We start from the raw sequence: 23513 nt of genomic DNA, 5'->3' as shown, positions 1-23513 counted from the left end.
TCGTCAATCTGTTTCGGAAAAAGTACACTTAAAGTTCACTTTTGATGCTACGGAAAGTTTCTTTCGTGTAAGCATTATTTACGTGTGAGTGTTGTTGTGAAGTGATTCTGCATAGAAAATAATAAAACGATTTTGAGGATTCGAAAGGATGGAAGAGAAAATGATAGCGATAAAGAAAATCATTGCGGTCGGTGGGGTTTTGCTCGGGACTGCCGGCGTTGTGCATGCCTATCTGCGCACTGCTCCTTCGAAGGCTGCTAGAGAATTTACCGATTTAGCGGAGGATTTATTGAAGGAAATGAAGCCGGTCAAAGGCCGCTTCAAGGAAGCTGATATTGCGACGCTGCCTGGACCAGTCCGACGTCATCTGCGCCGTTGCGGACATCTCGGGAAACCGAAAATGGCCTACATGAAGGTAGTTTTTCCGGATGTCGTTTTTTCGCTCGGAAAAGGAAAAAAGACCATCAAGATTGCCTACACACAATATAATTTTGTGGACGGACCTGACCGGATCGCCTACATCGACAGTTCACTCTATGGCATACCTTTCGAAGGGGTGGATGCCTATGTCAACGGCAAAGGATCGATGAAAGGGATTGTGGCTAAAAATATCACCCTGTTCGATATTGACGGAAAAGCGATGGACAAGGCCAGCTTGGTGACGTTTCTCTCCGAATGCCTCTTCGTTCCGAATGCGGCTCTTCAGGACTACATCCACTGGGAAGCAATCGACGCGCACCATGCCAAGGCGGTGATCACGGCGCATGGTACCACTGCTGAAGGGATTTTCACATTCAATGAAGATGATGAGATGATTGCCTTTTCGACCAACGACCGGGAAGCCACAACAATGGATGGGAAAAGCGAAAAAGTCAGATGGTCGGCCATCTGCGGCGGGTACAAGGAAATCAACGGAATCCGTCAGCCGACAGAACTGAAGGCGGTCTGGCACTATGACGAAGGGGATTTCACTTACTTTGATGCGAAAGCTGCGGTGATTAGCTATGGCAAACAAGAATGATTGGAATGAATGGAAAGGATTGTCTGAGGCCGAAGTTGCTGAACGGAGAGTCCGATACGGAGCGAACGCCTTGCCGGTACCAAAACATCGGCTCCTTGGCCTGATTCTGAGGCAATTCCGGGGTATCTTCAATCTGATGCTGCTGATTGCAGCGGGAGTGACCTTTTCGCTAGGAGAGCCAATCGACGGCGCCTTTATCCTGTTGTTTGTGTTCCTTGGGACAGCCCTCAACGTCTATCAGGAACACAAATCGAATCAGGCGGCCGATAAATTGAAAGCTTACCTGTTGAGCACGATTACGGTGGTGAGGGATGGACAAGAAAAAGAAGTTCCCACCGATTCGTTGGTGCCCGGGGACATCCTGAAGCTCGAGTCGGGCGATATCGTCCCTGCCGATGCCATCGTCCGCCAAGACCGCGATCTGTTGGTCGATGAAACGACCTTTACGGGAGAGTCCATTCCGGTTACGAAACGGGCGTCCTCATCAAGCGCAACAGCCGCCGACAAGGATACGGTCGCCACCGATGAAGAACTCCTGCTGCAAGGGGTTGTAATCGTGCGTGGAAATGTCTTAGCGGAGGTCACGGCTATCGGACAGGAGACGAAGTTGGCCCATATCGCTTCGACGGCATCAACCGTCCAGGCTGAGAGCGAACTGGTCAAGAGCGTGGACAAAATCAGCAACTTCATCATGAAAGTGACACTATTGACGCTCGCATTCGTTGTGGTGGCGAACATCTTGATCGAAGGCAGTCAAGCGGATGTCACAGACCTGCTGATTTTCGCGATTGCCCTGGCCGTATCGGCCATACCTGAAGCTTTGCCATTGGTGCTGACTTTTTCACTTTCACGTGGAGCTTTGGAATTCGCCAAGCACGACGTTATCGTCAAGCGGCTTTCCGCAGTCCAGGACTTGGGATCAGTCAATCTGTTGTGCACCGATAAGACCGGCACAATCACGGAAAACCATCTTGTTTTCAGCAATGTCTACCTAATGGCGGGCTCACCTTACGATCCGTTGGTCTTGGCACGCTTGAGCGCCATCAACCTGCATGATCGGATACCGGAACCTTTCGACCATGCAAGCGATGAGGCCCTCACACCCGAGCAACGGCAAATTGTGGACCGCTACAGTCTCGTGCAGGAGGAGGCTTTCGATCCGGCGCTGCGCAGCAACGGTGCGTTCGTGAAAAAGGCGGACGGCAAAACACTGCATATCCGCCGCGGAAGCCCTGAATATTTCTTTGGCGAAGGGCAGATTTCCCGGGATGCAGTCGCGGATTGGCTAGAGGCGGAAGAAGAAAAAGGGCACCGGGTACTGGGCGTGAGCTACGATGACGGCAGTGGTGCACATTTCGGCGGATTTGTCTCTTTCGTGGACCGCATCAAGGATTCCACTATTGCGACCGTAGCGGCCGCAAAACAAATGAATGTCGCTATCACGGTAATCACAGGAGATGCTTTGAAGGTTGCCGAGGCCATCGGAAGGGAAGCCGGTCTGGTGACGGAGAGCGCTGAAGTTACGGAGGCGGCTGCGTTTTTGGCATTATCTCTGGCCGAAAGGAAGAAACGCCTATCCTCAATCCGCGTCTTTGCCCGGACGACGCCCGAGCAGAAGTTGGAAGTGATCCAACTTCTGAAGGAACAGTTCACGGTCGGTTACTTGGGTGAAGGGATCAATGACGCGCCGGCATTGAAGGCTGCGCATGTCTCGATGGTCGTGCAATCCGCGGCCGATGTCGCCCGCGAGACCGCTGATATCGTATTGCTCCAGAACGATCTGCGGGTGATCATTGAAGGCATCCGCTTCGGGCGAGAAACGCACGCCAATACAATGAAATACATCCGCGCCACTTTGATCTCGAACTTCGGTAATTTTTATGCAGTCGCCATCGGCTCGCTCTTCATCAGCTTTTTGCCGATGCTGCCGAAACAGCTGTTGCTCCTGAATCTGCTTTCCGATTTTCCGATGATGGCCATCGCGTTTGACCGGGTATCGGCCCAGGAAGTGGAACGGCCACAGCGATATGATCTGCATTCCCTCTACATCATTTTTGTCACGATGGGACTCGTGAGCACGGTCTTCGATTTCATCTGTTTCGGGCTGTTCTATCGGATTTCCCCTGCAGTGCTGCAGACCAATTGGTTCATCGCCAGCGTATTGACGGAGATATTGTTGATGTTCTCGATACGTTCCTTGTTGCCAATCACCAAAGCAGGCTGGCCGGCGCCGTCGATTGTGGTCCTATCGGTGATTGCCATGGTACTTGCCGTCAGCTTGCCGATGATTCCCGCTACTGCCGCCTTCTTTGAATTCCAAACGCCGACACTGGCGCATTTGGGGATCATTTTTGGGATCGCCTCCGCTTATCTTGTCGTTACGGAGCTCGTCAAACGTCCGTTGTCCGGTTTCGTCAAAAAGAGATAGAACCAGAAAAGGCTGATTCCGCGTGGGAGTCAGCCTTTTGGGTATTGATCAGAAGCAACGCGGGATCAATTTTCCTCTGTCCGCAACATCAGCATGCCGCCGATGATGAAGAGTAGGGAAATGCTAGCGAGCCCGTTGCGTGAGTCGCCGGTCAATTGGCTCGTGAGCGCATAAAGGGCCGGACCCATGATTGCGGCAAATTTGCCGAGGATATTGTAGAAACCGAAATATTCATTGGCGTTCTCCTTAGGCACAAGCTTGGCGAAATAGGAACGCGAAAGAGCCTGAATACCGCCTTGCGAAGTTGCGACAAGGGTGGCGAGGATCCAGAATTCAACAGCGGTGGTCATCCGGAAAGCCAGCAGACAGGCAAGCAGATAAATGACAATGCCCACCAAAATCATCTTTTTGCTGCCGAAGCGCTTGGCCAGTACTCCGTAGAGGATCGTGAAAGGAAAAGACAGGATCGGAATAACCAGCACGGCAATCATCAGCATGTCAGACACAACCCCGATACTGTCGCCGAAGACAGCTGCCATGTGGATGATTGTGTTCAGTCCATCGATGTAAAAGAAGTAGGCGATCAGGAACAGGAACATTTTCTTGCGGCTGCGGATCTGGTGCAGCGTTTTGTTAAGCCGGGCGAAACTGTCATGGATGATATGTTCGCTGGCCGGGACAAAATAGCGCTGTTTCACATTGCGCAGCATCGGAATCGTGAAAACGATCCACCAAAATGCCGTGAACAGGAAGGAGACTTTGATGGCGGTCGTCCGGGGAATGCCGATGTTTTCCCCGAACATGATCAGCAGAATTGAAAGCACGAATGGAATCGTACTGCCTCCGATGTAACCCATCGCAAAGCCGTAAGTGGAGACCCGGTCCATCCGTTCCTCCGTCGCGACATCCACCAAAAAGGCGTCATAGAAAATGTTGGCGCCTGAAAAACCGATTGTCGTAAGCATGTAGAAAACGAGCAGCAGGCGCCAATTGTCCGTGAAGCTGAGCGCTGCGGTAGCGACAACTCCGACCAGGAAGAAGCTTTTGAACAGCCGCATTTTCCATTTCGGATAATCGCCGATCGTCCCGAGGAGCGGGGCGCTGATCGCAATCACCAATGTCGCCGCAGAGGTCGCATAGCCCCAATAGGAATCTGCCAGGTTCGGGGCGATGCCTTCGCCGGTCGTGATCGATTTATAAAAAAGCGGCAGAATGACCGAAGAAATGATGATGGAGTAGGCGGAATTTGCCCAATCGTACATGATCCAACTTTTTTCTTGCAACGAAAAACTTTTCAGCATGGCTTCCGCCCCCTATCCCCAAATTTGATAACGTTCTCATTTGTCTTTAATATATTTATATCAGTTGTTAGAAGATAGCACAAGCCCCAAACTAGTCAAGCAGCCTATGTTTGTGGGAAAAATGAAAAACATGGTAAAATTCAATCATAAAGAATAGACAGTAGTAACTGCCGATATCCTATCGAATATGCACATTTGTAGAATAGGGAACAGAATGGAGAAGAGAAAGACATGGCCAAATATGAACGCCCGGAATACACGGTACTGTTGTCGGAGGAGCCATTTGAATTGAGGGAATACCGCGATTTCTTTATCGTTGAATACGACAATGCCGCTGATCCGGATGTGGACAGCGGGTTCGGCACCTTGTTCCGCTACATTTCAAAAGACAATCAAGCGGACCGAAAAATCAGCATGACAGTTCCTGTGATACAGGAACTGTCGGACGATCGCACGAAGATGGCGTTCGTTGTCCCGAAGTCGGAATGGGAAGATATTCCGCAGCCCAACAGCCCTTCGTTGACCGTCAAAAAGTTCGACAGCGGTCTTTTTGCGGTCATCCAGTACGGCGGCTTTTCGAATGATCGGAAAGAGCGCGACATGCTGGAGAAATTGACGCAGTGGCTTCACGAGAAAAAGTACCAGCCCACTTCGAACTATATGCTGGCGTCCTTCAACGCACCGTTCGTGCCGCCGATGTTCCGGCATAACGAAATCATGGTGCGGGTCGGAACGGATCAACAGGATTCCGATTAAATTCTGGACAATTCGGCGTTCCTTTTGTATCGTATCAGGGAACACACTTAACATAAAGGGGACTAATGCATGAAAAACTTAAAAAGCGGCTTGAAAGGCTTGTTCGCTTTATTGGCGATCATTCTGGCCGTATGGGTCAATGGCGTAGATTCGCTTTTAGAGGATCAAACACCCGATTCTTCGATCAGCATCGCCGCCAGCAGCTCGCAAGCAATTGAAGAAGGTACCCAAGAAGCTATCCCGCAAAATGAGACGCAGGAATCGGCTGAAACGATAACCAGCAGCGGAGTCATGGAAGGGCAATCCTATTCAACGAAAGACGAAGTGGCCGCCTACATTCACCAGTTCAACGAGCTGCCGCCCAACTATCTGACGAAGGACGAAGCCGAGGAACTGGGTTGGGATAACTCCGAAGGCAACTTATGGGAAGTCACGGATAGAATGTCCATCGGCGGTGATTTCTTCGGCAATCGGGAGGGCCTGCTCCCAAAGAAATCGGGCAGGACCTATTACGAGGCCGATATCGATTATGACGGCGGATTCCGCGGGGCTGAGCGCATTGTGTACTCGAATGACGGCTTGATTTTTTACACGGATGATCATTACGAATCGTTCGAACAGCTGTACGGGGAAGGGGACTGATTGAAGATGGAAATCATCCGTTTGGAAGGCGGCGAAATGACCGACCGGAAAGCAACGCATGCGTATCTGAAAATGAAATTGCACCTACCCGAATATTATGGTAACAATTTGGATGCCTTATGGGATTGTCTGACGACCGATTTTTCCGGCAAAATGATCATCCTTCAGAATCCGCAATGGGTGCAAAATCAACTCGGCGATTATGGGGATGCATTGGTCCGCCTATTCAAGGAAGTTGCTGCGGCAAATTCCGCCATACGTTTGGTCCTTGCCTACCCGCTGGGAAGTTTATGCAAATAAATGAATGGGACAATGACTGATTGTCAACCTAAAAATCGCGGTCCACGCAAAAAAGACGATTCGTACAGAATCGTCTTTTTTGCGGTTTTCTCAATTTCCGAACGAAAAATTCTTTCCTTGATTGTCAACCAAGCGTATAGTTGACTGTATGGGGTAGACAAGTTAGGGGTGTTCAGATGGGAAAAAGAAAAGTCAGAGTCTATATCGCAGCCAGTCTCGATGGTTACATCGCGCATTCGGACGGAAATATCGATTGGCTTGATAGTGTTGCCAGAGATGACGAAGATTATGGCTATGCTGCTTTTATCGAAACGATCGACACGGTCATCATGGGACGTAAGACCTACGAAAAAGTGCTGTCTTTCGGCGGGGAATTCCCGCATGCAGGCCGGGACTGTTATGTCCTTTCCCGGACGGAGCGCATCGCTGATGATCAGGTCCATTTTTACAGCGGATCTCCCGAAAAATTGTTGGATCAGATACGACGCAAGCCCGGAAAAGACATCTTTATCGATGGCGGTTCTGAAGCAATCGACCTGTTCCGGAAAAAGGGGATGATTGATAGCTATACTGTATCCATCATCCCAATTTTGCTGGGAGAAGGCATTCCGTTGTTCAAAGAGAACGAAAAGGAGCTGTCTTTGAAATTGGTTGAAGCAACAACTTTTGAATCCGGATTGGTGCAGCTCACCTACGAGCCAATCCAAAAATAAAGGCTACTCGTTTCAGACATACTTGCTGCCTTCGCGGATGCTCAGATTGGCCAGATCCTCCTTATGCGCGGAAATGAATGCGCGGACCCAATCGGGATTCGTTTTGCTGAAATCTCGCAGACTCCAACCAATGGCTTTATTGATGAAGAATTCTTTCTGGTTAAGATTGTTCTGGATGATTTCCGCCAGTAAAGCCGTGTCCGTCTTGGATTTAAAACCGAGTTGATGGTCGATGGCGACGCGACGAAGCCAAATGTCGTCCGCCAGGCTCCATTCCTGCAGGGTCGGCTTGCATTCCGGATAACGTTGGACGATCGATCCGACAACTCCATCCAGCCCGTCGACGGTATCCCACCAAGATTTTGTCTGGATGTACTTCTTCAGCTTCGGTAAGTCTTCCGGACCCAGGCAATCTTGGATCGCCAGAAGATAGTCGACGCCCGCATACTGGAATTCCCGTTCATCCCTTTCGAAGCACTGATCGACGAAATCGAAGTCGACTCTCTTTTCTTTTTTTGCAATTGCAAGAAATTTTTTATATGCTGCTTTCCGCGGGCCCGTCGCGATTCCTAAGAACGGGAATTGATTACGCATATAGGCCGACATCTGGGGAGCGCGTTCTTCATCGTGCAATGCCAGCAAAGATTCAAAAATGCCATCATACCACATGGTGTTAACCTGCCTTTCATAGGTGGATGCGACTTGTAAGTCACTCGTCATAATCACTTTAGAACAGTTTTTGTAAAAGTGCAATCATGATTCGAAGGAGGATACTATGGAAAAAAACAGGAAATCCAGCTGGATCCGTAAACTACTCATCGGATTGGCTGTAGTTGCAGTGATTGTTGCAGGTGCGTTCTTTTGGTACGTAAATGACTATTATAAAGCGACAGCAAGTGCGGTCGAGGCGCTGCAGTCGGATGGATCGGTCACGATCACCGAAACCGATGACGCGATCACCTTTGCGCCGAATGGGGAAGATCCAGAGGAAGGCATCATCTTTTATCCGGGCGGAAAGGTGGAAGCGGAAGCCTATGCGCCTTTGTTGCGCAGCTTGGCCGAAGCGGATTTGTTGGTGGTCGTCGCCAAGATGCCTTTCCATTTGGCGGTCTTTGATGCCAATGCGGCAGAAACGATCATGGAACAGGAAGAGAGTGTGCAGGATTGGTATCTCGCCGGGCATTCCTTGGGTGGAGTCATGGCTTCCAGTTTTGCGGCTGACCAAGCTGATGAGGTAGCAGGCTTGATTTTCCTGGCGTCCTATCCGTCCAGTGATTTGACCGACGCGCCGTTCCCGGTTCTTTCCATCTACGGTTCGGAGGATGAAGTCCTGAATCGCGAAAGCTACGGTGAAGCGCAAGAAAAGCTGCCGGATGACTATACGGAAATCGTGCTGGATGGCGGTAATCATGGCCAGTTCGGCGATTACGGAATGCAAGCGGAGGATGGGACTGCAACCATCTCTACCAATCAGCAGCAACAACTGACTGTTGAAGTCATCACATCATTTATCGAAAACAACCGCCAGCCATAATGCAGCGGATCAAATAATAAGCAAAATTTACCTAAGATTTGCACGAAGGGAAGAAAATATGACAGAAATAACGATGGCGAAAATGAGCCAATTAACGGAAGCCCAAAAAGAGGAAGTCAGAAAAATTTTCGTCACCAGCTATTACAAGGACATGAAGACGTTGCACCGGGATACCGAGCGCTTGCTGGGCGGATTCCGCAGGCTGCTGCAGGAGGACCTGATCCAGGTTGCGATGGACGGGGATCGCCCGGTCGCGATGGTAGGTTGTTCGACCAACCAACGCCGTGCCATGGAAGTGAACAAGGAAGATTTCTTGGCAAACTTCGGATTCATCTGGGGGCATGTCGGTTATTTCAGCTTCCATAAAGAATACGGGGAGCCCTTGCCAATCGACGATGAGACGCTTTATTTTGAGTGCGTGGCAACCAATGAAGCGGATCGGCGCCAAGGTGTTGCCGGTAAGATGCTGCTCAAGTTGATCGAAACGGAACCTTACCGAACTTTCTCCTTGGATGTCGTTGACAGCAACGGACGGGCTCAAAGTGTTTACGAACGGATCGGCTTCCGCGAAGTGCATCGGAAAAAATCATGGATTGGAAAAATTTTCATGGACTATTCGGAAAGCATTTGGATGAGCCGCCCGAAGCATTTGCCGAATCCATCGGAATGATGGGGAAGTCAAAAATCAATTAGACAAACAGGGCTGGCTTTGATATAGTATTACAGATACTAAACACATTCATTGATGAAGAAAGTACTTCGTGCAATGTTCACAGCGAGCGGGGAAGGTGGAAGCCCGCAACGGAGCGAAGAAGGAAACGCACTTCAGAGAAAGTGACTTGAAGACAAACGTGATCCCCCTGTTCATCGGACATCTGAGAAAGAACGTTTGTGAGTAGCGTCATTCGGTTTAGCCCCGTTAGCGGTTCAAAAGGATAAAATAATCAGAGCCCATCTGTGTTGCTTTATCGAATTAGAGTGGTACCACGGATATTCGTCTCTATTTTGCCAGGGCAGAATAGGGGCTTTTTTTATCGTTATCGCAGATTGGCGGCACCTAAAGAGAAGACAAGTGATCCATTCATCATATGGATAAGTAGAGGCATATAATAAAGGAGCAGAAAAATATGGATTATAAAAAGATTGTTGCTGAAGAGATTCAAAAGTTGGTACCGGAGCATTTAAGCTACGATCAAGTGTACCAATTGCTGGAAGTACCTAAATATACAGAGCACGGGGATGTCGCATTTCCGGCATTCGCACTAGCGAAAGCTTTGCGCAAAGCGCCGCAAGCCATCGCCGTAGATTTGGCGGCACAACTGAACCATCCCTACATCGAAAAGGTGGAAGCAGTGGGCCCGTACGTCAATCTGTTCCTTGAAAAAGCAGCGGTAACGAATACGGTCCTGCATGAAATTGCGGCCGAGAAGCAAGCATTCGGAACAGCCGATATCGGAAAAGGCGGCAATGTGCCGATTGATATGTCCTCGCCGAACATCGCGAAACCGATCTCGATGGGTCATTTGCGCTCTACGGTCATCGGAAATTCTTTGGCCAACATTATGAAGAAAGTCGGCTTCAATCCAATCAAAATCAACCATTTGGGCGACTGGGGCACGCAATTCGGTAAGCTGATCGTGGCCTACAAATTGTGGGGCGACGAAGAAAAAGTCAAAGCTGAGCCGATCAATGAATTGTTGACTCTGTATGTCCGTTTCCACACGGAAGCAGAATCAGACGATACCATGAACGACGAAGCCCGCGCTTGGTTCAAGAAATTGGAAGATGGCGATGAGGAAGCTTTGCATCTTTGGGAGTGGTTCCGTTCTGAATCGCTGCAGGAATTCATGAAAATCTACGATATGTTGGGGATCACTTTCGATTCCTTCAACGGCGAAGCTTTCTACAACGATAAAATGGAAGAAGTCGTTGAACTGCTGGACAAAGCCGGTATCCTGACTCAGGACCGCGGCGCAACCATCGTTGATTTGGAAAAATACAACCTGAATCCTGCTTTGATCAAAAAATCGGACGGCGCAACCTTGTACATCACCCGCGACTTGGCTGCAGCGATCTACCGCAAACGCAACTATGATTTTGCGATGTCACTGTATGCAGTCGGCAATGAACAAAGCAACCACTTCAAACAACTGAAAGCCGTTCTGAAAGAGCTTGGCTACGACTGGGCAGAAAACATGCACCATATCCCGTTCGGCCTGATCACGCAAGGCGGCAAGAAACTGTCGACGCGTCAAGGGAAAGTCATCTTGCTTGAGGAAGTCCTGAACGAAGCGACCGAGCTTTCCTTGAAGCAAATCAACGAGAAGAATCCGACATTGGAAGACAAAGAAGCAGTCGCCAAAGCAGTCGGCGTCGGCGCTGTCGTTTTCCATGACCTGAAAAATGATCGTCTGAACAATTTTGACTTCGATTTGGAGGAAGTCGTGCAATTCGAAGGCGAAACAGGCCCTTATGTCCAATATACAAACGCACGCGGTTTGAGCATCCTGCGCAAAGCGGCAGTCGAACTGGACACAACCGAAGCAGCCGACCTTGGTCTGGATGATGCTTACGCATGGGAAGTCGTGAAACTGTTGAACAGTTTCCCTGAAATCATCCAACAAGCCTACGAAAAATTCGAGCCATCCGTGATCGCGAAATACACGATCCACTTGTCCCAAGCATTCAATAAATATTACGGCAACACCAAAGTGCTGGTGGAAGACGACAAACGCAACGCCCGTTTAGCACTTGTCCAGTCCGTAGCCACAGTCCTGCAAGAAGGCCTAAGACTCCTAGGCGTCCAATCCCCAGAAAAAATGTAGGATACGATGAATCCCGGGTAGAAATCGAGCACTAAGGGGACAGACACAGAGCGGACGTTTTTTGTCCGCGTGGGGTTGTCAACTTAGACGGAGATTTCTGGGATTCAGAGTTCGACTAAATAGGATGAGATGAATCATCCTTCTTAAAAAAACCAAAAAGCCTAAAATTATGCACATAGTTTTGGGCTTTTTGATTTGTTCCAAAAAAACTCTTCCCTGCGTTGAGAACACCCGGAAATAAGGCGGTTTTTCGACACTTGATGCACCAAAACGGTTTTTTTCTGAAAAGTATGCTATCCTTATATTGAAGTTTTCAAAGTCGGTGCATCGCAAGCCTTGTTAAAGGGGGTTTTGTAAAATGGGAAGAATTTCAGACATCACATTGACCAATCAACCGGAGCAGCGCATCATTTCCATCAAAACGGAAACGACGCTGAAAAATATGCAGACGAAGATAGGGGACTGCCGCGAAAAAGTCCTGACCTATCTGAATTTGTTGGAAGAACTGCCTGCAGGTCCCTGTTTCACGATCTATTACTCATTCACGAAGCAAAATGTCGAAATTGAAGTTGGTTATCCGATCGCAAAATTATTGCCGCCGCAGGATGATATCCGCATGTCCATCATTCCGGCAGGTAAACGTGTATCCTGTCTGAACATCGGCCCTTATAATGAAATCCCGAAACTTTATCAGGAAATGGACCAGTGGTTGACATTCCATGATTTCGAGACGAACGGCATCTCCTATGAAACCTACTACAACGGCGAAGGCTTCACGCCGCAGGAATACTTGACCAAAATCGAATTGCCTATCCAAGAGGCAGATGAATCATAAAAAATTATAGCTACAAAAAGGCGAGCCGTCGAATAGACGGCTCCACTTTTTTGGAAAGGAAAAAATATGCAACAAAACAAACAGCCAGCAATGGCGGAAAATAAGATGGGTGTCATGCCCGTCAACAAATTATTGATCTCCATGTCCGTACCAATGATGATTTCCATGGTGGTACAGGCTTTATACAATGTCGTGGACAGCATCTTCGTGGCCCAAATCAGTGAAAAAGCCCTGACTGCGGTATCCTTGGCGTTCCCGGTGCAGAACTTGATGATCGCTTTGGCGGTCGGGACAGGGGTCGGGATAAATGCGTTGGTTTCCAGACGACTCGGGGAAAAGGATTACGCGGCTGCAAACAGCACAGCCGATAACGGCATTTTTCTGAATGCCATGCATTTCCTGTTATTTTTGGCGTTGGGCCTGTTCTTCATCCCGCTTTATTTCTCTTTCCAGACGAAGGATGCAGAAATCATCGCCTACGGAATCGATTACCTGCAAGTCATCTGCGTCTTCTCAATCGGAGTCTTTATGCAGGTCAGCATGGAACGCTTGCTGCAATCCACAGGCAGAACCTTGTTCACGATGACGACCCAAGCGACAGGTGCAATCCTGAACATCATCCTCGATCCGATCTTCATCTTCGGCTGGTTCGGCGTTCCGGCAATGGGGACAAGAGGCGCTGCAATCGCAACCGTCATCGGACAGATAACCGCTGCATCACTGGCGTTCTTTTTCAATGTCCGGTTCAATAAGGAAATCACTTTATCGTTTAAAGGGTTCCGCCCGGATATGCAAACAATCAAAAAAATCTATTCTATCGGCGGCCCGTCGATTTTGATGCAAGCTGTCGGCTCCTTCCTGAATTTGAGCCTGAACAATATTCTGATCCGTTTCACACCGACTGCGACTGCGGTATTCGGTGTTTACTTTAAGCTTCAAAGCTTCATATTCATGCCGGTTTTCGGCCTGAATAATGGGATGGTGCCAATCATTGCCTATAACTACGGTGCCGATCAAAAAGAGCGGATCAAGCAGACTATCACCTTGTCGAAAAGATATGCGATGGCAATCATGTTCATCGGTGCAGCCATTTTCCTGCTGATGCCCGGCACACTTCTGCAGTTGTTCAACGCATCCGATGAAATGCTGGAAATCGGGATACCGGCTTTGCGGATCATCAGTCTCTGCTATGTTGCTGCAGGCTACAACATCGTTTCCGGTTCTGTGTTCCAGGCCTTTGGAAGAGGTGGCCTGAGTCTTTGGGTCTCCATGATCCGCCAGGTCGTGGTGCTGCTGCCGGCAGCTTATCTGCTTTCCTTGATGGGCAACGTTGCGTTTGTCTGGTGGGCGTTTCCGATTGCGGAAGTCTTCGCATTGGTCATGAGCATATATTTCAACAAGAAAATCGACAAAGAGGTCATTGCGAACATCTACCCGCATACGATTGGGGAGTCTATTCCGGAATAATCAGAAAAATGATGCGAAAAACGAAGTCTTGCAGAGCCGAAAGGATTCTGCGGGGCTTTTTTTCTTGGATTCGCGAGAGGCTGTGTTTTCGCTTCTGGATAAGTGTCCGGCTTTACTTTTATTCCCCGGAATCCTAAAATGAAGGAGACAGATGGACGTTTGAAACCAGAACGGAGGGATTTGAGTGAAGATCGGAATCATCGGAGCGACAGGCAGGCAAGGCAGGTTGATTTTGGAGGAAGCGCATGCCAGGGGACATGAGGTGACGGCCATCATCCGGAATCCCGCCAAGCTCGCAGACAAACAAGTAACTATCATGGAGCGGGATATTTTTGATGTGCAAGTGCAGGATCTGAAAGGATTCGATGTGATCGTGGATGCTTTCAATGCGCCAGCGGGGATGGAAGAGGAGCATGTCACCTCGCTGCAGTCGTTGATTGATGAGCTGGAACACCTGCCGGAAACGCGCTTGATCGTTGTAGGCGGCGCCGGCAGCCTTTATGCGGATCCCGGAAAAACGATCCGCGTGATGGAAACAGCCAATTTTCCCGAAGCTTTCAAACCGACTGCGACGAACATGGCAAAAGCCCTCAACATACTGAAGGAAAGCAACGTCAATTGGACTTATCTTTCGCCATCCGCTTATTTTGACCCAAACGGCAACCGGACCGGAAACTACGCCGAAGGGGCAGAAACGCTGCTGCTGAACAGCGAAGGCGAGAGTTACATCAGTTACGCGGATTATGCGATTGCATTTGTGGACGAGATCGAAAGGCAAAGACATCTAAGGCAACGCTACACAGTCGTCGGCGAACGACAATAGATTCTTACGCTAACAGGTACGAAAACGCAGATCAGGAGGGAAATTCATGGAAACATTGGATTTGATCATCGATTTTCATAAAAGCAACCCGCGCCAAGGTCCCGGCAGCCAACAGAGCACCATCAAAGCACTGCAGTTTCTGCCGCAATTGACCCCGCAAGCGCAATTATTGGACGTCGGCTGTGGAACCGGCGCGCAAACCATGGTGCTGAGTGAACAGACGCCGGCCCACATCACGGCGGTTGACAGCAGCAAAGAATTTTTGAATATACTCAAGCACAAAGTCCTGGAACATGGCATTACAAACCGCTTGACGGTTAAGGAAATGGATATGGAACAGCTTGCCTTCGCTCCCGAATCTTTGGACGTCATCTGGGCAGAAGGCGCCATCTACAACATCGGCTTTTCCAGAGGCATCCGGGAATGGCGTCCGTTGTTGAAAAAAGACGGGTTTTTGGTCGTTTCCGAAATTTCCTGGCTGACACCGGAACGTCCTCAAATCGTGGACAAATATTGGACCGAAGTTTACCCGGAAATGGCGACGATTGCTGAGAAGACCGCTCAAATCGAGGAAGCCGGCTATATTCCGGTGGCGCATTTCATCCTGCCCGAATCGGACTGGACGAGCCATTACTATCATTACTATGAAACCAATGAAGCGGCATTCCTGGAAAGGCACGGCCACAGTGATGACGCAAAAGCACTGGTGGAAGAGAACCGCCAGGAAATGAAACATTTCGAAAAATACAGTGCCTACTACAACTATGTTTTCTATATTTTGCAGAAACGGGAAACAAAATAGTAAGATCAGAGACGGATTCCTTCGAAAGAGGGAATCTTTTTTTGGACTGAAACCGTCATCTATATGCAATCTTAACACCGTCGTCCCTTTCCTTAGCACTTTCTTAACACGCTTTGGCAGTATGATTGACATAGTAAAGAACTAAAGAATTAAAAGTTGGGAGTGGGAATAGTGGGTATTGTGTCCATCTTTGCCTGTTTATTGGGAGTGAGCTTATTGTTGTATTTATTTTATGTCTTGTTTAGGGGTGAAGATCTATGAGTTTCATAGTTGTGCAATATGTCGTTTTCTTCGTACTGTTGGTGCTGCTGGCATCGGTTGTCGGAAATGGGATCTATAAAGTGATGGCAGGAAAGAAAGTGATGTTGACCAAAATTCTTGCGCCGATAGAACAGGCTGTATACCGGCTCATCGGAGTCGATGAAGAAGAACAGATGGATGCGAAGTCCTATGCCCTTGCAGTCGTCCGATTTTCGCTCGCTGGGTTTGCCGGTTTATGGATGCTCTTGATGTTCCAAGGCTTCCTGCCGTTGAATCCGGAAGGGAAAGCCGGGATGTCCTGGGACTTAGCGTTGAACACCGCAGCCAGCTTCATCACCAATACGAACTGGCAAGCCTATGCTGGTGAAGTGAGCTTGTCCTATCTGTCGCAGATGCTGGGGTTGACGGTGCAGAATTTCCTTTCTGCAGCTGTCGGACTTGCTGTTCTTTTTGCAGTGATCCGCGGATTGATCTTAAAGGAAAGCCAAGCAATCGGTAATTTCTGGAAGGATTTGACGCGGGCCGTCCTGTACATCCTGCTGCCATTGGCTACTGTCTTGGCCGTTTTACTCGCATCTCAGGGCGTAATCCAGACTTTTCAAGGCGCACAACAAGCAACCGCTTTGGAATCTGGAGAGCTGTTCTCTATTTCTTTAGGACCGGTAGCGAGTCAAGCAGCCATTAAGGTACTGGGGACAAATGGGGGAGGTTTCTTCGGAACGAATGCAGCCTATCCTTTGGAAAATCCTACAGCCTTATCGAATGTGCTGCAGCTACTTTCCATCTTGCTGATCCCGGTATCCTTGCTCTTCACTTTCGGAAAAGCCGTGAAGGACAGATTGCATGCACGGGCCCTTTTCATTACGATGGCGGCATTATTCGTGGGTCTGCTGGCTTTGGTGACCTACAGTGAATGGTCGTTGGGCCCCATATTTGAAGGCGTACAGGCTAGCGGAAACATGGAAGGGAAAGAAGTGATCCATGGAATTGGCGGATCGGCGCTGTGGACAGCAGCAACTACGGCTACTTCCACGGGAGCGACCAATTCCAGCTTGTCCAGCTATACCGCATTAGGAAGCCTAGCGCCCTTGTTCTTGATGCAGTTAGGCGAAATCGTCTTCGGTGGCATTGGCTCAGGTATCTATGGGATGCTGGCCTTTGTATTGCTGACTGTATTCATAGCGGGATTGATGGTCGGACGGACGCCGGAATATCTGGGCAAGAAAGTCGATCCATTCGATATGAAGATGGCGAGTGTTATCATCTTGACGCCTTCGCTGTTGAGTTTGATCGGCACGGCTGTCGCCATAATGCTGCCGATGATCACGGAATGGCTCCATACTACTGGCGCTCACGGATTTACCGAAGCGCTCTATAATTACACCTCACTCGCCAACAACAACGGGAGCAGCTTTGCTGGCTTTGCGTCGGATACGTTATTCACCAACTTGGTTGGTGCAGGCATCATGGTGATTGCGCGATTCGTGCCGATGATTGCAGCCATCTACTTGGCCGGTAATTTTGCCGGGAAAAAACAGGTCGCTGTAACCGAAGGGACGCTTTCCACAAGTGATGGCCTGTTCACGGCGTTCCTTTTGGGTGTCATCCTCATCATTGGGGCGCTGAGCTACTTGCCGGCATTGACGCTGGGTCCGATTGCAGATTTTTTTGTCACACGATAATGATGAGGGGAAACTAAAAAATGGAAAATAATGCCATATCAAAAGATATATTGCTGGATGCGGTCAAACAGTCCTTCAAGAAGCTGTCACCGAAAATACAAGTGCGTAATCCGGTCATGTTGGTCGTATACTTGGGTGCCATCTTCACGACCATCCTGTTTTTCCTGTCGCTGACGGGAACAAAGGATGAGTCTTCAGGTTACACGCTCATCATCACGCTGATACTGTGGTTCACTGTGCTCTTCGGGAATTTTGCGGAGGCGATAGCCGAAGGACGCGGCCGCGCACAAGCGGATACCTTACGCAGTGCCCGCTCCGATGTCCAAGCGAAAAGGTTGTTGACGAAAGAAGATCATGACACATTTGAGTGGATCATCTCGAGCAGCCTGAAGAAAGGCGATTTGGTCTTCGTGGAAGCCAACGAGCAAATACCGATGGACGGAGATGTGGTTGATGGGGCCGCATCCGTTGATGAGAGTGCCATTACTGGCGAGTCAGCGCCAGTAATCCGTGAATCGGGCGGCGACAGAAGTGCTGTGACAGGCGGGACAACCGTCTTGTCCGACTGGCTGGTCATTACAGTGACTGCGGAGGCCGGAGAAAGTTTCCTGGATAAGATGATTGCAATGGTTGAAGGATCTTCGCGAAAGAAGACGCCGAACGAGGTTGCTCTGCAAATTATTCTGGTCACGCTGACGATCATCTTCTTGGTCGTGAGCGGCACGCTCTTTCCGTTCACCGCCTTTTCAGCGCAGCAAACTGGTCAAGGGAATGCCATTACGATCACGAACATCATCGCCTTGCTTGTCTGTTTGGCTCCGACGACAATCGGTGCGCTGCTGTCATCGATCGGTATCGCCGGGATGAGCCGTTTGAATCAAGCGAATGTACTGGCAATGAGTGGCCGTGCCATAGAAGCAGCCGGGGATGTAGACATCTTGCTGCTGGATAAGACAGGAACCATCACCTTGGGTAATCGTCAAGCCGCTGAATTCTATCCGGTTGCCGGCGTCAGCATAGAGGACTTGGCGGATGCTGCGCAGCTGTCGTCGCTGGCGGATGAAACAGCGGAAGGCAGATCCATCGTCGTTTTGGCGAAAGAAAAGTTCAACATTCGAGGCCGCAATATGGGCGCGCTGCAGGCAGAATTCATCGAATTCAGCGCGAAGACGAGGATGAGCGGAATCGATTACCAAGGGAATGAAATACGCAAGGGAGCAGCTGATACCGTCAAGACTTATGTGCTTGACCACGGCGAACCCTTTCCTGAAGAGTGTGACGCAATCGTCAGGGAAGTCGCCACAAAAGGTGGGACACCACTTGTGGTAGCGAAGAACTATAAAGTTATGGGCGTTATCTACTTGAAGGACATCGTGAAAAACGGCGTGAAGGAGCAATTTCATAATTTGCGCAGCATGGGCATTAAGACGATCATGATCACCGGTGACAATCCGATGACCGCTGCGGCGATAGCAGCCGAAGCAGGAGTGGATGATTTTTTGGCGGAAGCGACACCTGAAGATAAGATGAACCTGATCCGCGAATATCAGCGGGAAGGCCATCTGGTGGCCATGACGGGCGACGGCACCAATGATGCTCCTGCATTAGCGCAAGCCGATGTGGCCGTGGCGATGAATTCCGGAACGCAGGCAGCCAAAGAAGCCGGAAACATGATCGATCTGGATTCAAGCCCGACGAAGTTGATTGAAATTGTCCGTATCGGGAAGCAATTGCTGATGACACGCGGCGCTTTATTCACGTTCAGCATCGCAAATGACGTTGCGAAATACTTCGCCATCATCCCGGTGCTGTTCCTGAGCATCTACCCGGAGCTGGGTGTGCTGAACTTCATGAACATCACGAGCACAAACAGCGCAATCCTGTCAGCGATCATCTACAATGCGCTAATCATCATTTTCTTGATCCCTTTGTCGTTAAGAGGGGTGCCGTATAAAGAAATACCTGCCGGAAAGCTGCTGAAGCGGAACATCTTGATCTACGGACTAGGCGGCTTGGTGGCGCCATTCATCGCGATCAAGCTGATCGATTTAATCATCACATTGCTCGGATTAGTATAGGAGGAAATCATGAAGAAATTTAGTACAAGCATCCGAGTGATGGCAGTCTTCACCGTCATCTGCGGGATTATGTATCCAGCCGCTGTTACGGGGATTTCACAGTTGCTCTTTCAAGACAAAGCGAATGGTAGTATGATAACTATAGAAACACAGGAGGGTTCAGAAGCACTTGTGGGTTCCAGCTTGTTGGGGCAAGCATTCACGGAACCGCAATATCTGATTGGACGGCCGCAAACCGTCAGCAACGCATCCCCTTCAAGCGGGGAGCAGGCGGCAGCAGTCTCGGAAAGAATCGACTTTTGGAAAGATTTGAATCCTTTGAATGAAGCAGATATCCCAATGGAGCTAGTGACGGCATCAGCAAGCGGTGTCGATCCGCATATCTCACCGGAGGCAGCCGCCTACCAAGTGGAACGTATAGCTGCGGAACGTGAAATGAATCCGGAACGGGTACAAGCCATCATCAATGAAAAGACGTCCGAACGGGCTTTGTTTGTTTTCGGCGAACCTGCAGTGAATGTACTGGAAGTGAACTTAGCACTGGATGAAGCATCCGCCGCTGAATAAGAAGCAATAACACAGGAAAGTGAGGATGGCAATGAGAAGACAGGAGGATGTGCGCCCTGACCCGGAGCAGTTGTTGAAAATGATCAAGAAAACGGAAGAACGGGACAGCCAAAAATTCGGTAAACTGAAGATATTTTTTGGCTATGCGGCTGGAGTAGGGAAGACCTATGCGATGCTGGAAGACGCCCATGATCAACTGGCTGCAGGTGTGGATATCGTCGTCGGATACGTCGAACCGCACACCCGTCCTGAGACGAATCTCCTTTTGCCGGGGTTGCCTGTCCTTGCGCCGCAAGAGATCAGCTACAAGAACATCAAGCTTCAGGAGTTTGATTTGGATGCCGCGTTGAAACGAAACCCAGAGTTGATTTTGGTCGACGAATTGGCGCATACGAATGCAATCGGTGTCCGGAACAAAAAAAGGTATCAGGATGTCGAAGAACTTCTACGGGCGGGCATTGACGTTTATACGACAGTCAATGTGCAGCACATCGAGAGTTTGAAGGATGTCGTGGCTCAAATAACCAATGTGATCGTAAATGAAACAATACCTGATTATATTTTTGAACGGGCCGACAGTATTGAGCTGATCGATATCGATTCCGAAGAACTGATCCAACGGTTGAAGGAAGGCAAAATCTATCGGGAAGACAAGGTGAAACTGGCCCAACAGAATTTTTTTACGAAAGAAAACCTGCGCCTGCTGCGTGAAATTGCCATGCGCAAGTTGGCTGACCGGATCAGTGCCGAGCAGCAGGCGAATGCAGGTTCATTAGATAAGCAAGTGAATGAAAATATTTTGGCATGTGTCACTGCCTCGCCTTTCTCTGCGCAAAATATTCGTTGGGCTGCAAGGACGGCTGAGGCTTTTCACTGCAAATGGACAGCCGTCCATGTTGTGACCAGAGACGAGAGCAGGCTGTCTCCGCAACAGCAGGATGACTTAGAGGAAAATATGAAGCTGGCGGACAAGTTGGGTGCCAGAACATTGATTTTGCATGCGAACGATGTTGCTGAAGCATTGGCGGAATTTGCTAATATGTCTGGAATCACAAATATCGTCATCGGAAAAAGTAAAAAGAAAAAAGGCATCCGCAGTTTATGGGAACATGATTTTGAGGACAGACTCATTTCCTTGTTGGATAAAAGCGAGATCCATATCCTTTCCAACAACGACCCAGATGGTTCCCAAGGGACGGCGCTCCGCAGCTTTTCATTCAAGCGGTGGTTGAGTTGGTGGACAATGTCCAGCACACAGACAAGCAAGATGGTGGGTATTTTATTTGTGACAACCGTGATTTCTTATCTGTTGAAATCCTGGGGAGTGGAACAGCATAATTTGGCAATGGTTTATCTGCTTGCGGTCATCTTGACTTCGCGGGCGACGGACGGCTATGCTTATGGAATTGTTGCTTCCGTGGTAAGTGTGCTTTTGTTCGATGTCCTTTTCGTAGATCCGATTTTCCATTTCAAAACCGATGATCCATCGTATTTGGTCACCTTTTTTATATTATTGATCATCGCTTTGATCACTTCAAGCCTCATCACGAGTTCACGGATCCAGGCCAGTCTGATAGTGGAGCGGGAGCAGCGCCTGCAAGTCTTGTATGATATCAACAGGCAGTTATTAAAAACACGCGGCCTCGACAGCATCGTTACTATTGCGAATGATTATATCAGCCGTTCGTTCAATCGCCCGGTTGTTTTTTATGCCATCGACGAAAAGGGTGGCATCCCGAAGACCTCAGTCCGCAGCTCAAATAGGGCAGAGGCGGACTACCTACTCACCCGGGACGAGGAAGCGGTCGCCAATTGGGTGTTTTTGAACAATAAAATTGCCGGATCAGGTACGGATACGCTGAGCGGAGCGGATGGTTTTTACATGCCGATTGCATCTGAAAGGAACGTGTTGGGCGTAGTCGGGATCGGCTGCAGAGAAGGTGTTGTTAACCAAGAAAGCCGTTCGACACTCCAGATGATTTCTTCGCTGATAGCTTTAGCCTTTGAACGCCAACAACTGTCCGATCAACAAAGGGAAACGATTGTGGAAAATGAAAGGGAAAAGATGAGGAGTAATTTGCTCCGCTCCATTTCCCACGATTTGCGGACGCCCTTGACAGGGATTTTGGGGGCGAGCTCCGCCATGCTGGAAAACGAAGAAAGTTTCGACAAAGAAACGCAGCATAAGTTGCTGACCTCGATCCAGAGCGAGGCGCAGTGGCTGATTCGGCTTGTGGAAAACCTTCTGTCAGTTACCCGTATTCAAGAGGGTTCCGTGTCCGTAAACAAAACGGATGAGATCGCTGAGGAGGTCATTTCCGATGCGCTCAGCCGAATCAAGAAGAGGTTTCCGAAACGCAAGTTCAGAGTCAGTATTCCCGAAAAGGCGCTGTTTGTACCTATGGATGCCACATTGATCATGCAGGTACTGATCAATCTGATGGAGAACGCCATTACGCATTCCCCGGATGATTCTGTCATTGATCTCTATCTGCATGAAAAGAAAGATGAGGCAGTCTTTGCCGTAGTCGATTATGGAGAGGGGATTTCAGATGAACAATTTCCTTTCCTGTTTGAAGCAAATTCGGGTGCTAACCAAAAAAGTTCAGATTCATCCAGAGGTATGGGAATTGGCCTGTCCATCTGCATGACGATTGTGCAGGCGCATGGCGGGAAAATGAAGGGAGTAAACCGTCTCGAAGGCGGTGCTGTCTTCGAATTCACACTGCCATTGACAGAAGGAGAAGAGCATGAATAATAAACTCACGATACTTTTGATCGAGGATGAGCAGCACATTACCGACTTTTTGACAGCAATCCTGCTTTCGAATGATTATGCCGTCCTGAAAGCGGCGAGCGGCAAGGAAGGGATGGCGCTGATGACCTCTTACAATCCAGATTTGATTCTGTTGGATTTGGGTTTGCCGGATATGGATGGGATGGAGGTCCTGAAAAAAATCCGTACTTTCTCCGCTGTTCCTGTCATGGTCGTATCCGCGCGCGGCAATGAACGGGAAAAAGTGGAGGCGCTGGATTGCGGTGCGGATGACTATGTCACCAAACCTTTCAGCACTTCGGAATTGTTGGCGCGCATTCGTACTGCCCTGCGGCATAGCCTGCACCAAGTGAATACTTCAGCATTGCCAGAGGGCAGTTTCAGTGTCGGAGAATTGATGATCGATTATGAAAAGAGGAAAGTGACCGTAAGGAAGAAAGAGGTCCATTTGACTCCCAACGAATACAAAATAGTTGTCCTGTTGTCGCAGTACGCGGGAAGGGTACTGACGCATGACTTCATCACGAAGGCTGTCTGGGGGCCGTATATGGATGAGAACCGGACTTTGCGGGTCAATATGGCCAATATCCGCCGAAAAATAGAAAAAAATCAAGCGGAACCGGAATATATCCTGACTGAAATCGGAGTCGGTTACCGCATGGTCGAAGAATTGGATGAATAAGAAAAGATACGCCCTCAAGC

At 49.2% G+C, this 23513-nt stretch carries 20 protein-coding genes and 1 other annotated feature; of the genes, 18 read left to right on the top strand and 2 right to left on the bottom strand.

From position 1 onward, the window contains the following. Nucleotides 1-148: 148 nt before the first annotated feature. Nucleotides 149-1021: a DUF6544 family protein gene (locus AC0J5I_RS01450; RefSeq protein ID WP_475302607.1), complete on the top strand. Its 873-nt coding sequence runs from the start codon at nt 149-151 to the stop codon at nt 1019-1021. Next, on the top strand, nt 1005-3449 hold the full coding sequence (locus AC0J5I_RS01445) for a cation-translocating P-type ATPase (protein ID WP_475302604.1): 2445 nt from the start codon (nt 1005-1007) through the stop codon (nt 3447-3449). Before AC0J5I_RS01450 ends, AC0J5I_RS01445 begins: the two co-directional genes overlap by 17 nt. A 65-nt stretch (nt 3450-3514) precedes the next feature. On the opposite strand, the gene AC0J5I_RS01440 is transcribed toward AC0J5I_RS01445, so the two are convergent. Continuing rightward, complete coding sequence (locus tag AC0J5I_RS01440; RefSeq protein WP_475302599.1) at nt 3515-4750, bottom strand: MFS transporter; 1236 nt, start codon at nt 4748-4750, stop codon at nt 3515-3517. Between the two features lie 231 nt (nt 4751-4981). On the opposite strand from AC0J5I_RS01440, the gene AC0J5I_RS01435 reads away from it, so the two are divergent. The 4 genes from AC0J5I_RS01435 to AC0J5I_RS01420 all read left to right on the top strand — a co-directional run bounded on the left by AC0J5I_RS01435 (nt 4982) and on the right by AC0J5I_RS01420 (nt 7161). After that, nucleotides 4982-5506 (top strand): SOUL family heme-binding protein, encoded by a 525-nt coding sequence (locus tag AC0J5I_RS01435; RefSeq protein WP_475302596.1) that lies wholly within the window; start codon nt 4982-4984, stop codon nt 5504-5506. Between the two features lie 69 nt (nt 5507-5575). Continuing rightward, nucleotides 5576-6148, top strand: a complete 573-nt coding sequence (locus tag AC0J5I_RS01430; protein WP_107995617.1) for a ribonuclease domain-containing protein — start codon at nt 5576-5578, stop codon at nt 6146-6148. 6 nt (nt 6149-6154) lie between these two features. Next, nucleotides 6155-6448: a barstar family protein gene (locus AC0J5I_RS01425; protein ID WP_475305437.1), complete on the top strand. Its 294-nt coding sequence runs from the start codon at nt 6155-6157 to the stop codon at nt 6446-6448. Between the two features lie 176 nt (nt 6449-6624). Next, nucleotides 6625-7161 (top strand): dihydrofolate reductase family protein, encoded by a 537-nt coding sequence (locus tag AC0J5I_RS01420; protein ID WP_475302591.1) that lies wholly within the window; start codon nt 6625-6627, stop codon nt 7159-7161. A gap of 12 nt (nt 7162-7173) precedes the next feature. Here the strand turns inward: AC0J5I_RS01420 and AC0J5I_RS01415 are convergent, their stop codons facing one another. Next, complete coding sequence (locus AC0J5I_RS01415; protein WP_475302589.1) at nt 7174-7830, bottom strand: DNA alkylation repair protein; 657 nt, start codon at nt 7828-7830, stop codon at nt 7174-7176. A gap of 106 nt (nt 7831-7936) precedes the next feature. Between AC0J5I_RS01415 and AC0J5I_RS01410 the strand changes: the two genes are divergently transcribed. The 12 genes from AC0J5I_RS01410 (at nt 7937) to AC0J5I_RS01355 (ending at nt 23493) form a co-directional block, all read left to right on the top strand. After that, entirely contained in the window at nt 7937-8695 is a 759-nt protein-coding gene (locus tag AC0J5I_RS01410; RefSeq protein WP_475302587.1) for an alpha/beta hydrolase, read from the top strand. Nucleotides 8696-8753: 58 nt separating this feature from the next. Beyond that, nucleotides 8754-9365 (top strand): GNAT family N-acetyltransferase, encoded by a 612-nt coding sequence (locus tag AC0J5I_RS01405; RefSeq protein ID WP_475302584.1) that lies wholly within the window; start codon nt 8754-8756, stop codon nt 9363-9365. Between the two features lie 63 nt (nt 9366-9428). Next, nucleotides 9429-9700 (top strand) — a binding site (T-box leader). 122 nt (nt 9701-9822) lie between these two features. Then, on the top strand, nt 9823-11520 hold the full coding sequence (gene argS, locus AC0J5I_RS01400; protein WP_107995623.1) for an arginine--tRNA ligase: 1698 nt from the start codon (nt 9823-9825) through the stop codon (nt 11518-11520). Nucleotides 11521-11878: 358 nt separating this feature from the next. Beyond that, entirely contained in the window at nt 11879-12355 is a 477-nt protein-coding gene (locus AC0J5I_RS01395) for a GyrI-like domain-containing protein (protein ID WP_107995624.1), read from the top strand. A gap of 66 nt (nt 12356-12421) precedes the next feature. Further along, nucleotides 12422-13822 carry an MATE family efflux transporter gene (locus tag AC0J5I_RS01390; protein ID WP_107995625.1) on the top strand — a complete coding sequence of 467 codons (1401 nt, stop codon included), beginning with the start codon at nt 12422-12424 and terminating at the stop codon, nt 13820-13822. A 184-nt stretch (nt 13823-14006) separates the two neighbouring features. Continuing rightward, nucleotides 14007-14645, top strand: a complete 639-nt coding sequence (locus AC0J5I_RS01385) for an NAD(P)-dependent oxidoreductase (RefSeq protein WP_475302575.1) — start codon at nt 14007-14009, stop codon at nt 14643-14645. A 46-nt stretch (nt 14646-14691) separates the two neighbouring features. Continuing rightward, nucleotides 14692-15447 carry a class I SAM-dependent methyltransferase gene (locus AC0J5I_RS01380; RefSeq protein WP_107995627.1) on the top strand — a complete coding sequence of 252 codons (756 nt, stop codon included), beginning with the start codon at nt 14692-14694 and terminating at the stop codon, nt 15445-15447. A 257-nt stretch (nt 15448-15704) separates the two neighbouring features. After that, a complete protein-coding gene (gene kdpA / locus AC0J5I_RS01375) occupies nt 15705-17390 on the top strand; it encodes a potassium-transporting ATPase subunit KdpA (RefSeq protein ID WP_475302569.1) in 1686 nt (561 codons plus the stop codon). 20 nt (nt 17391-17410) lie between these two features. Next, a complete protein-coding gene (gene kdpB, locus AC0J5I_RS01370; RefSeq protein WP_475302567.1) occupies nt 17411-19468 on the top strand; it encodes a potassium-transporting ATPase subunit KdpB in 2058 nt (685 codons plus the stop codon). Between the two features lie 9 nt (nt 19469-19477). Next, nucleotides 19478-20035, top strand: coding sequence for a K(+)-transporting ATPase subunit C (gene kdpC / locus AC0J5I_RS01365; protein ID WP_475302563.1), 558 nt, complete (start codon nt 19478-19480; stop codon nt 20033-20035). A 25-nt stretch (nt 20036-20060) separates the two neighbouring features. Further along, the gene (locus tag AC0J5I_RS01360) at nt 20061-22793 is read left to right on the top strand and encodes a DUF4118 domain-containing protein (RefSeq protein ID WP_475302560.1); all 2733 of its coding nucleotides are present in this window, start codon (nt 20061-20063) and stop codon (nt 22791-22793) included. Next, the gene (locus AC0J5I_RS01355; RefSeq protein WP_475302558.1) at nt 22786-23493 is read left to right on the top strand and encodes a response regulator transcription factor; all 708 of its coding nucleotides are present in this window, start codon (nt 22786-22788) and stop codon (nt 23491-23493) included. The genes AC0J5I_RS01360 and AC0J5I_RS01355 overlap by 8 nt, the downstream gene beginning before the upstream one ends. Nucleotides 23494-23513: the final 20 nt, after the last annotated feature.

This window comes from Trichococcus sp. TS_SC_9 (genome assembly GCF_056156325.1).
This window is presented reverse-complemented; position numbering and strand designations above follow the sequence as displayed.

Bases quoted from the DNA above. Each gene is read 5' to 3' on its own strand.
- AC0J5I_RS01355 (WP_475302558.1), top strand. From the start codon at position 22,786: ATGAATAATAAACTCACGATACTTTTGATCGAGGATGAGCAGCACATT.
- AC0J5I_RS01410 (WP_475302587.1), top strand. From the start codon at position 7,937: ATGGAAAAAAACAGGAAATCCAGCTGGATCCGTAAACTACTCATCGGA.
- AC0J5I_RS01445 (WP_475302604.1), top strand. From the start codon at position 1,005: ATGGCAAACAAGAATGATTGGAATGAATGGAAAGGATTGTCTGAGGCC.
- argS (WP_107995623.1), top strand. From the start codon at position 9,823: ATGGATTATAAAAAGATTGTTGCTGAAGAGATTCAAAAGTTGGTACCG.
- kdpC (WP_475302563.1), top strand. From the start codon at position 19,478: ATGAAGAAATTTAGTACAAGCATCCGAGTGATGGCAGTCTTCACCGTC.
- AC0J5I_RS01360 (WP_475302560.1), top strand. From the start codon at position 20,061: ATGGCAATGAGAAGACAGGAGGATGTGCGCCCTGACCCGGAGCAGTTG.
- AC0J5I_RS01415 (WP_475302589.1), bottom strand. From the start codon at position 7,830: ATGTGGTATGATGGCATTTTTGAATCTTTGCTGGCATTGCACGATGAA.
- kdpA (WP_475302569.1), top strand. From the start codon at position 15,705: ATGAGTTTCATAGTTGTGCAATATGTCGTTTTCTTCGTACTGTTGGTG.
- AC0J5I_RS01420 (WP_475302591.1), top strand. From the start codon at position 6,625: ATGGGAAAAAGAAAAGTCAGAGTCTATATCGCAGCCAGTCTCGATGGT.
- AC0J5I_RS01405 (WP_475302584.1), top strand. From the start codon at position 8,754: ATGACAGAAATAACGATGGCGAAAATGAGCCAATTAACGGAAGCCCAA.
- kdpB (WP_475302567.1), top strand. From the start codon at position 17,411: ATGGAAAATAATGCCATATCAAAAGATATATTGCTGGATGCGGTCAAA.
- AC0J5I_RS01440 (WP_475302599.1), bottom strand. From the start codon at position 4,750: ATGCTGAAAAGTTTTTCGTTGCAAGAAAAAAGTTGGATCATGTACGAT.
- AC0J5I_RS01380 (WP_107995627.1), top strand. From the start codon at position 14,692: ATGGAAACATTGGATTTGATCATCGATTTTCATAAAAGCAACCCGCGC.
- AC0J5I_RS01395 (WP_107995624.1), top strand. From the start codon at position 11,879: ATGGGAAGAATTTCAGACATCACATTGACCAATCAACCGGAGCAGCGC.
- AC0J5I_RS01435 (WP_475302596.1), top strand. From the start codon at position 4,982: ATGGCCAAATATGAACGCCCGGAATACACGGTACTGTTGTCGGAGGAG.
- AC0J5I_RS01390 (WP_107995625.1), top strand. From the start codon at position 12,422: ATGCAACAAAACAAACAGCCAGCAATGGCGGAAAATAAGATGGGTGTC.
- AC0J5I_RS01450 (WP_475302607.1), top strand. From the start codon at position 149: ATGGAAGAGAAAATGATAGCGATAAAGAAAATCATTGCGGTCGGTGGG.
- AC0J5I_RS01425 (WP_475305437.1), top strand. From the start codon at position 6,155: ATGGAAATCATCCGTTTGGAAGGCGGCGAAATGACCGACCGGAAAGCA.
- AC0J5I_RS01430 (WP_107995617.1), top strand. From the start codon at position 5,576: ATGAAAAACTTAAAAAGCGGCTTGAAAGGCTTGTTCGCTTTATTGGCG.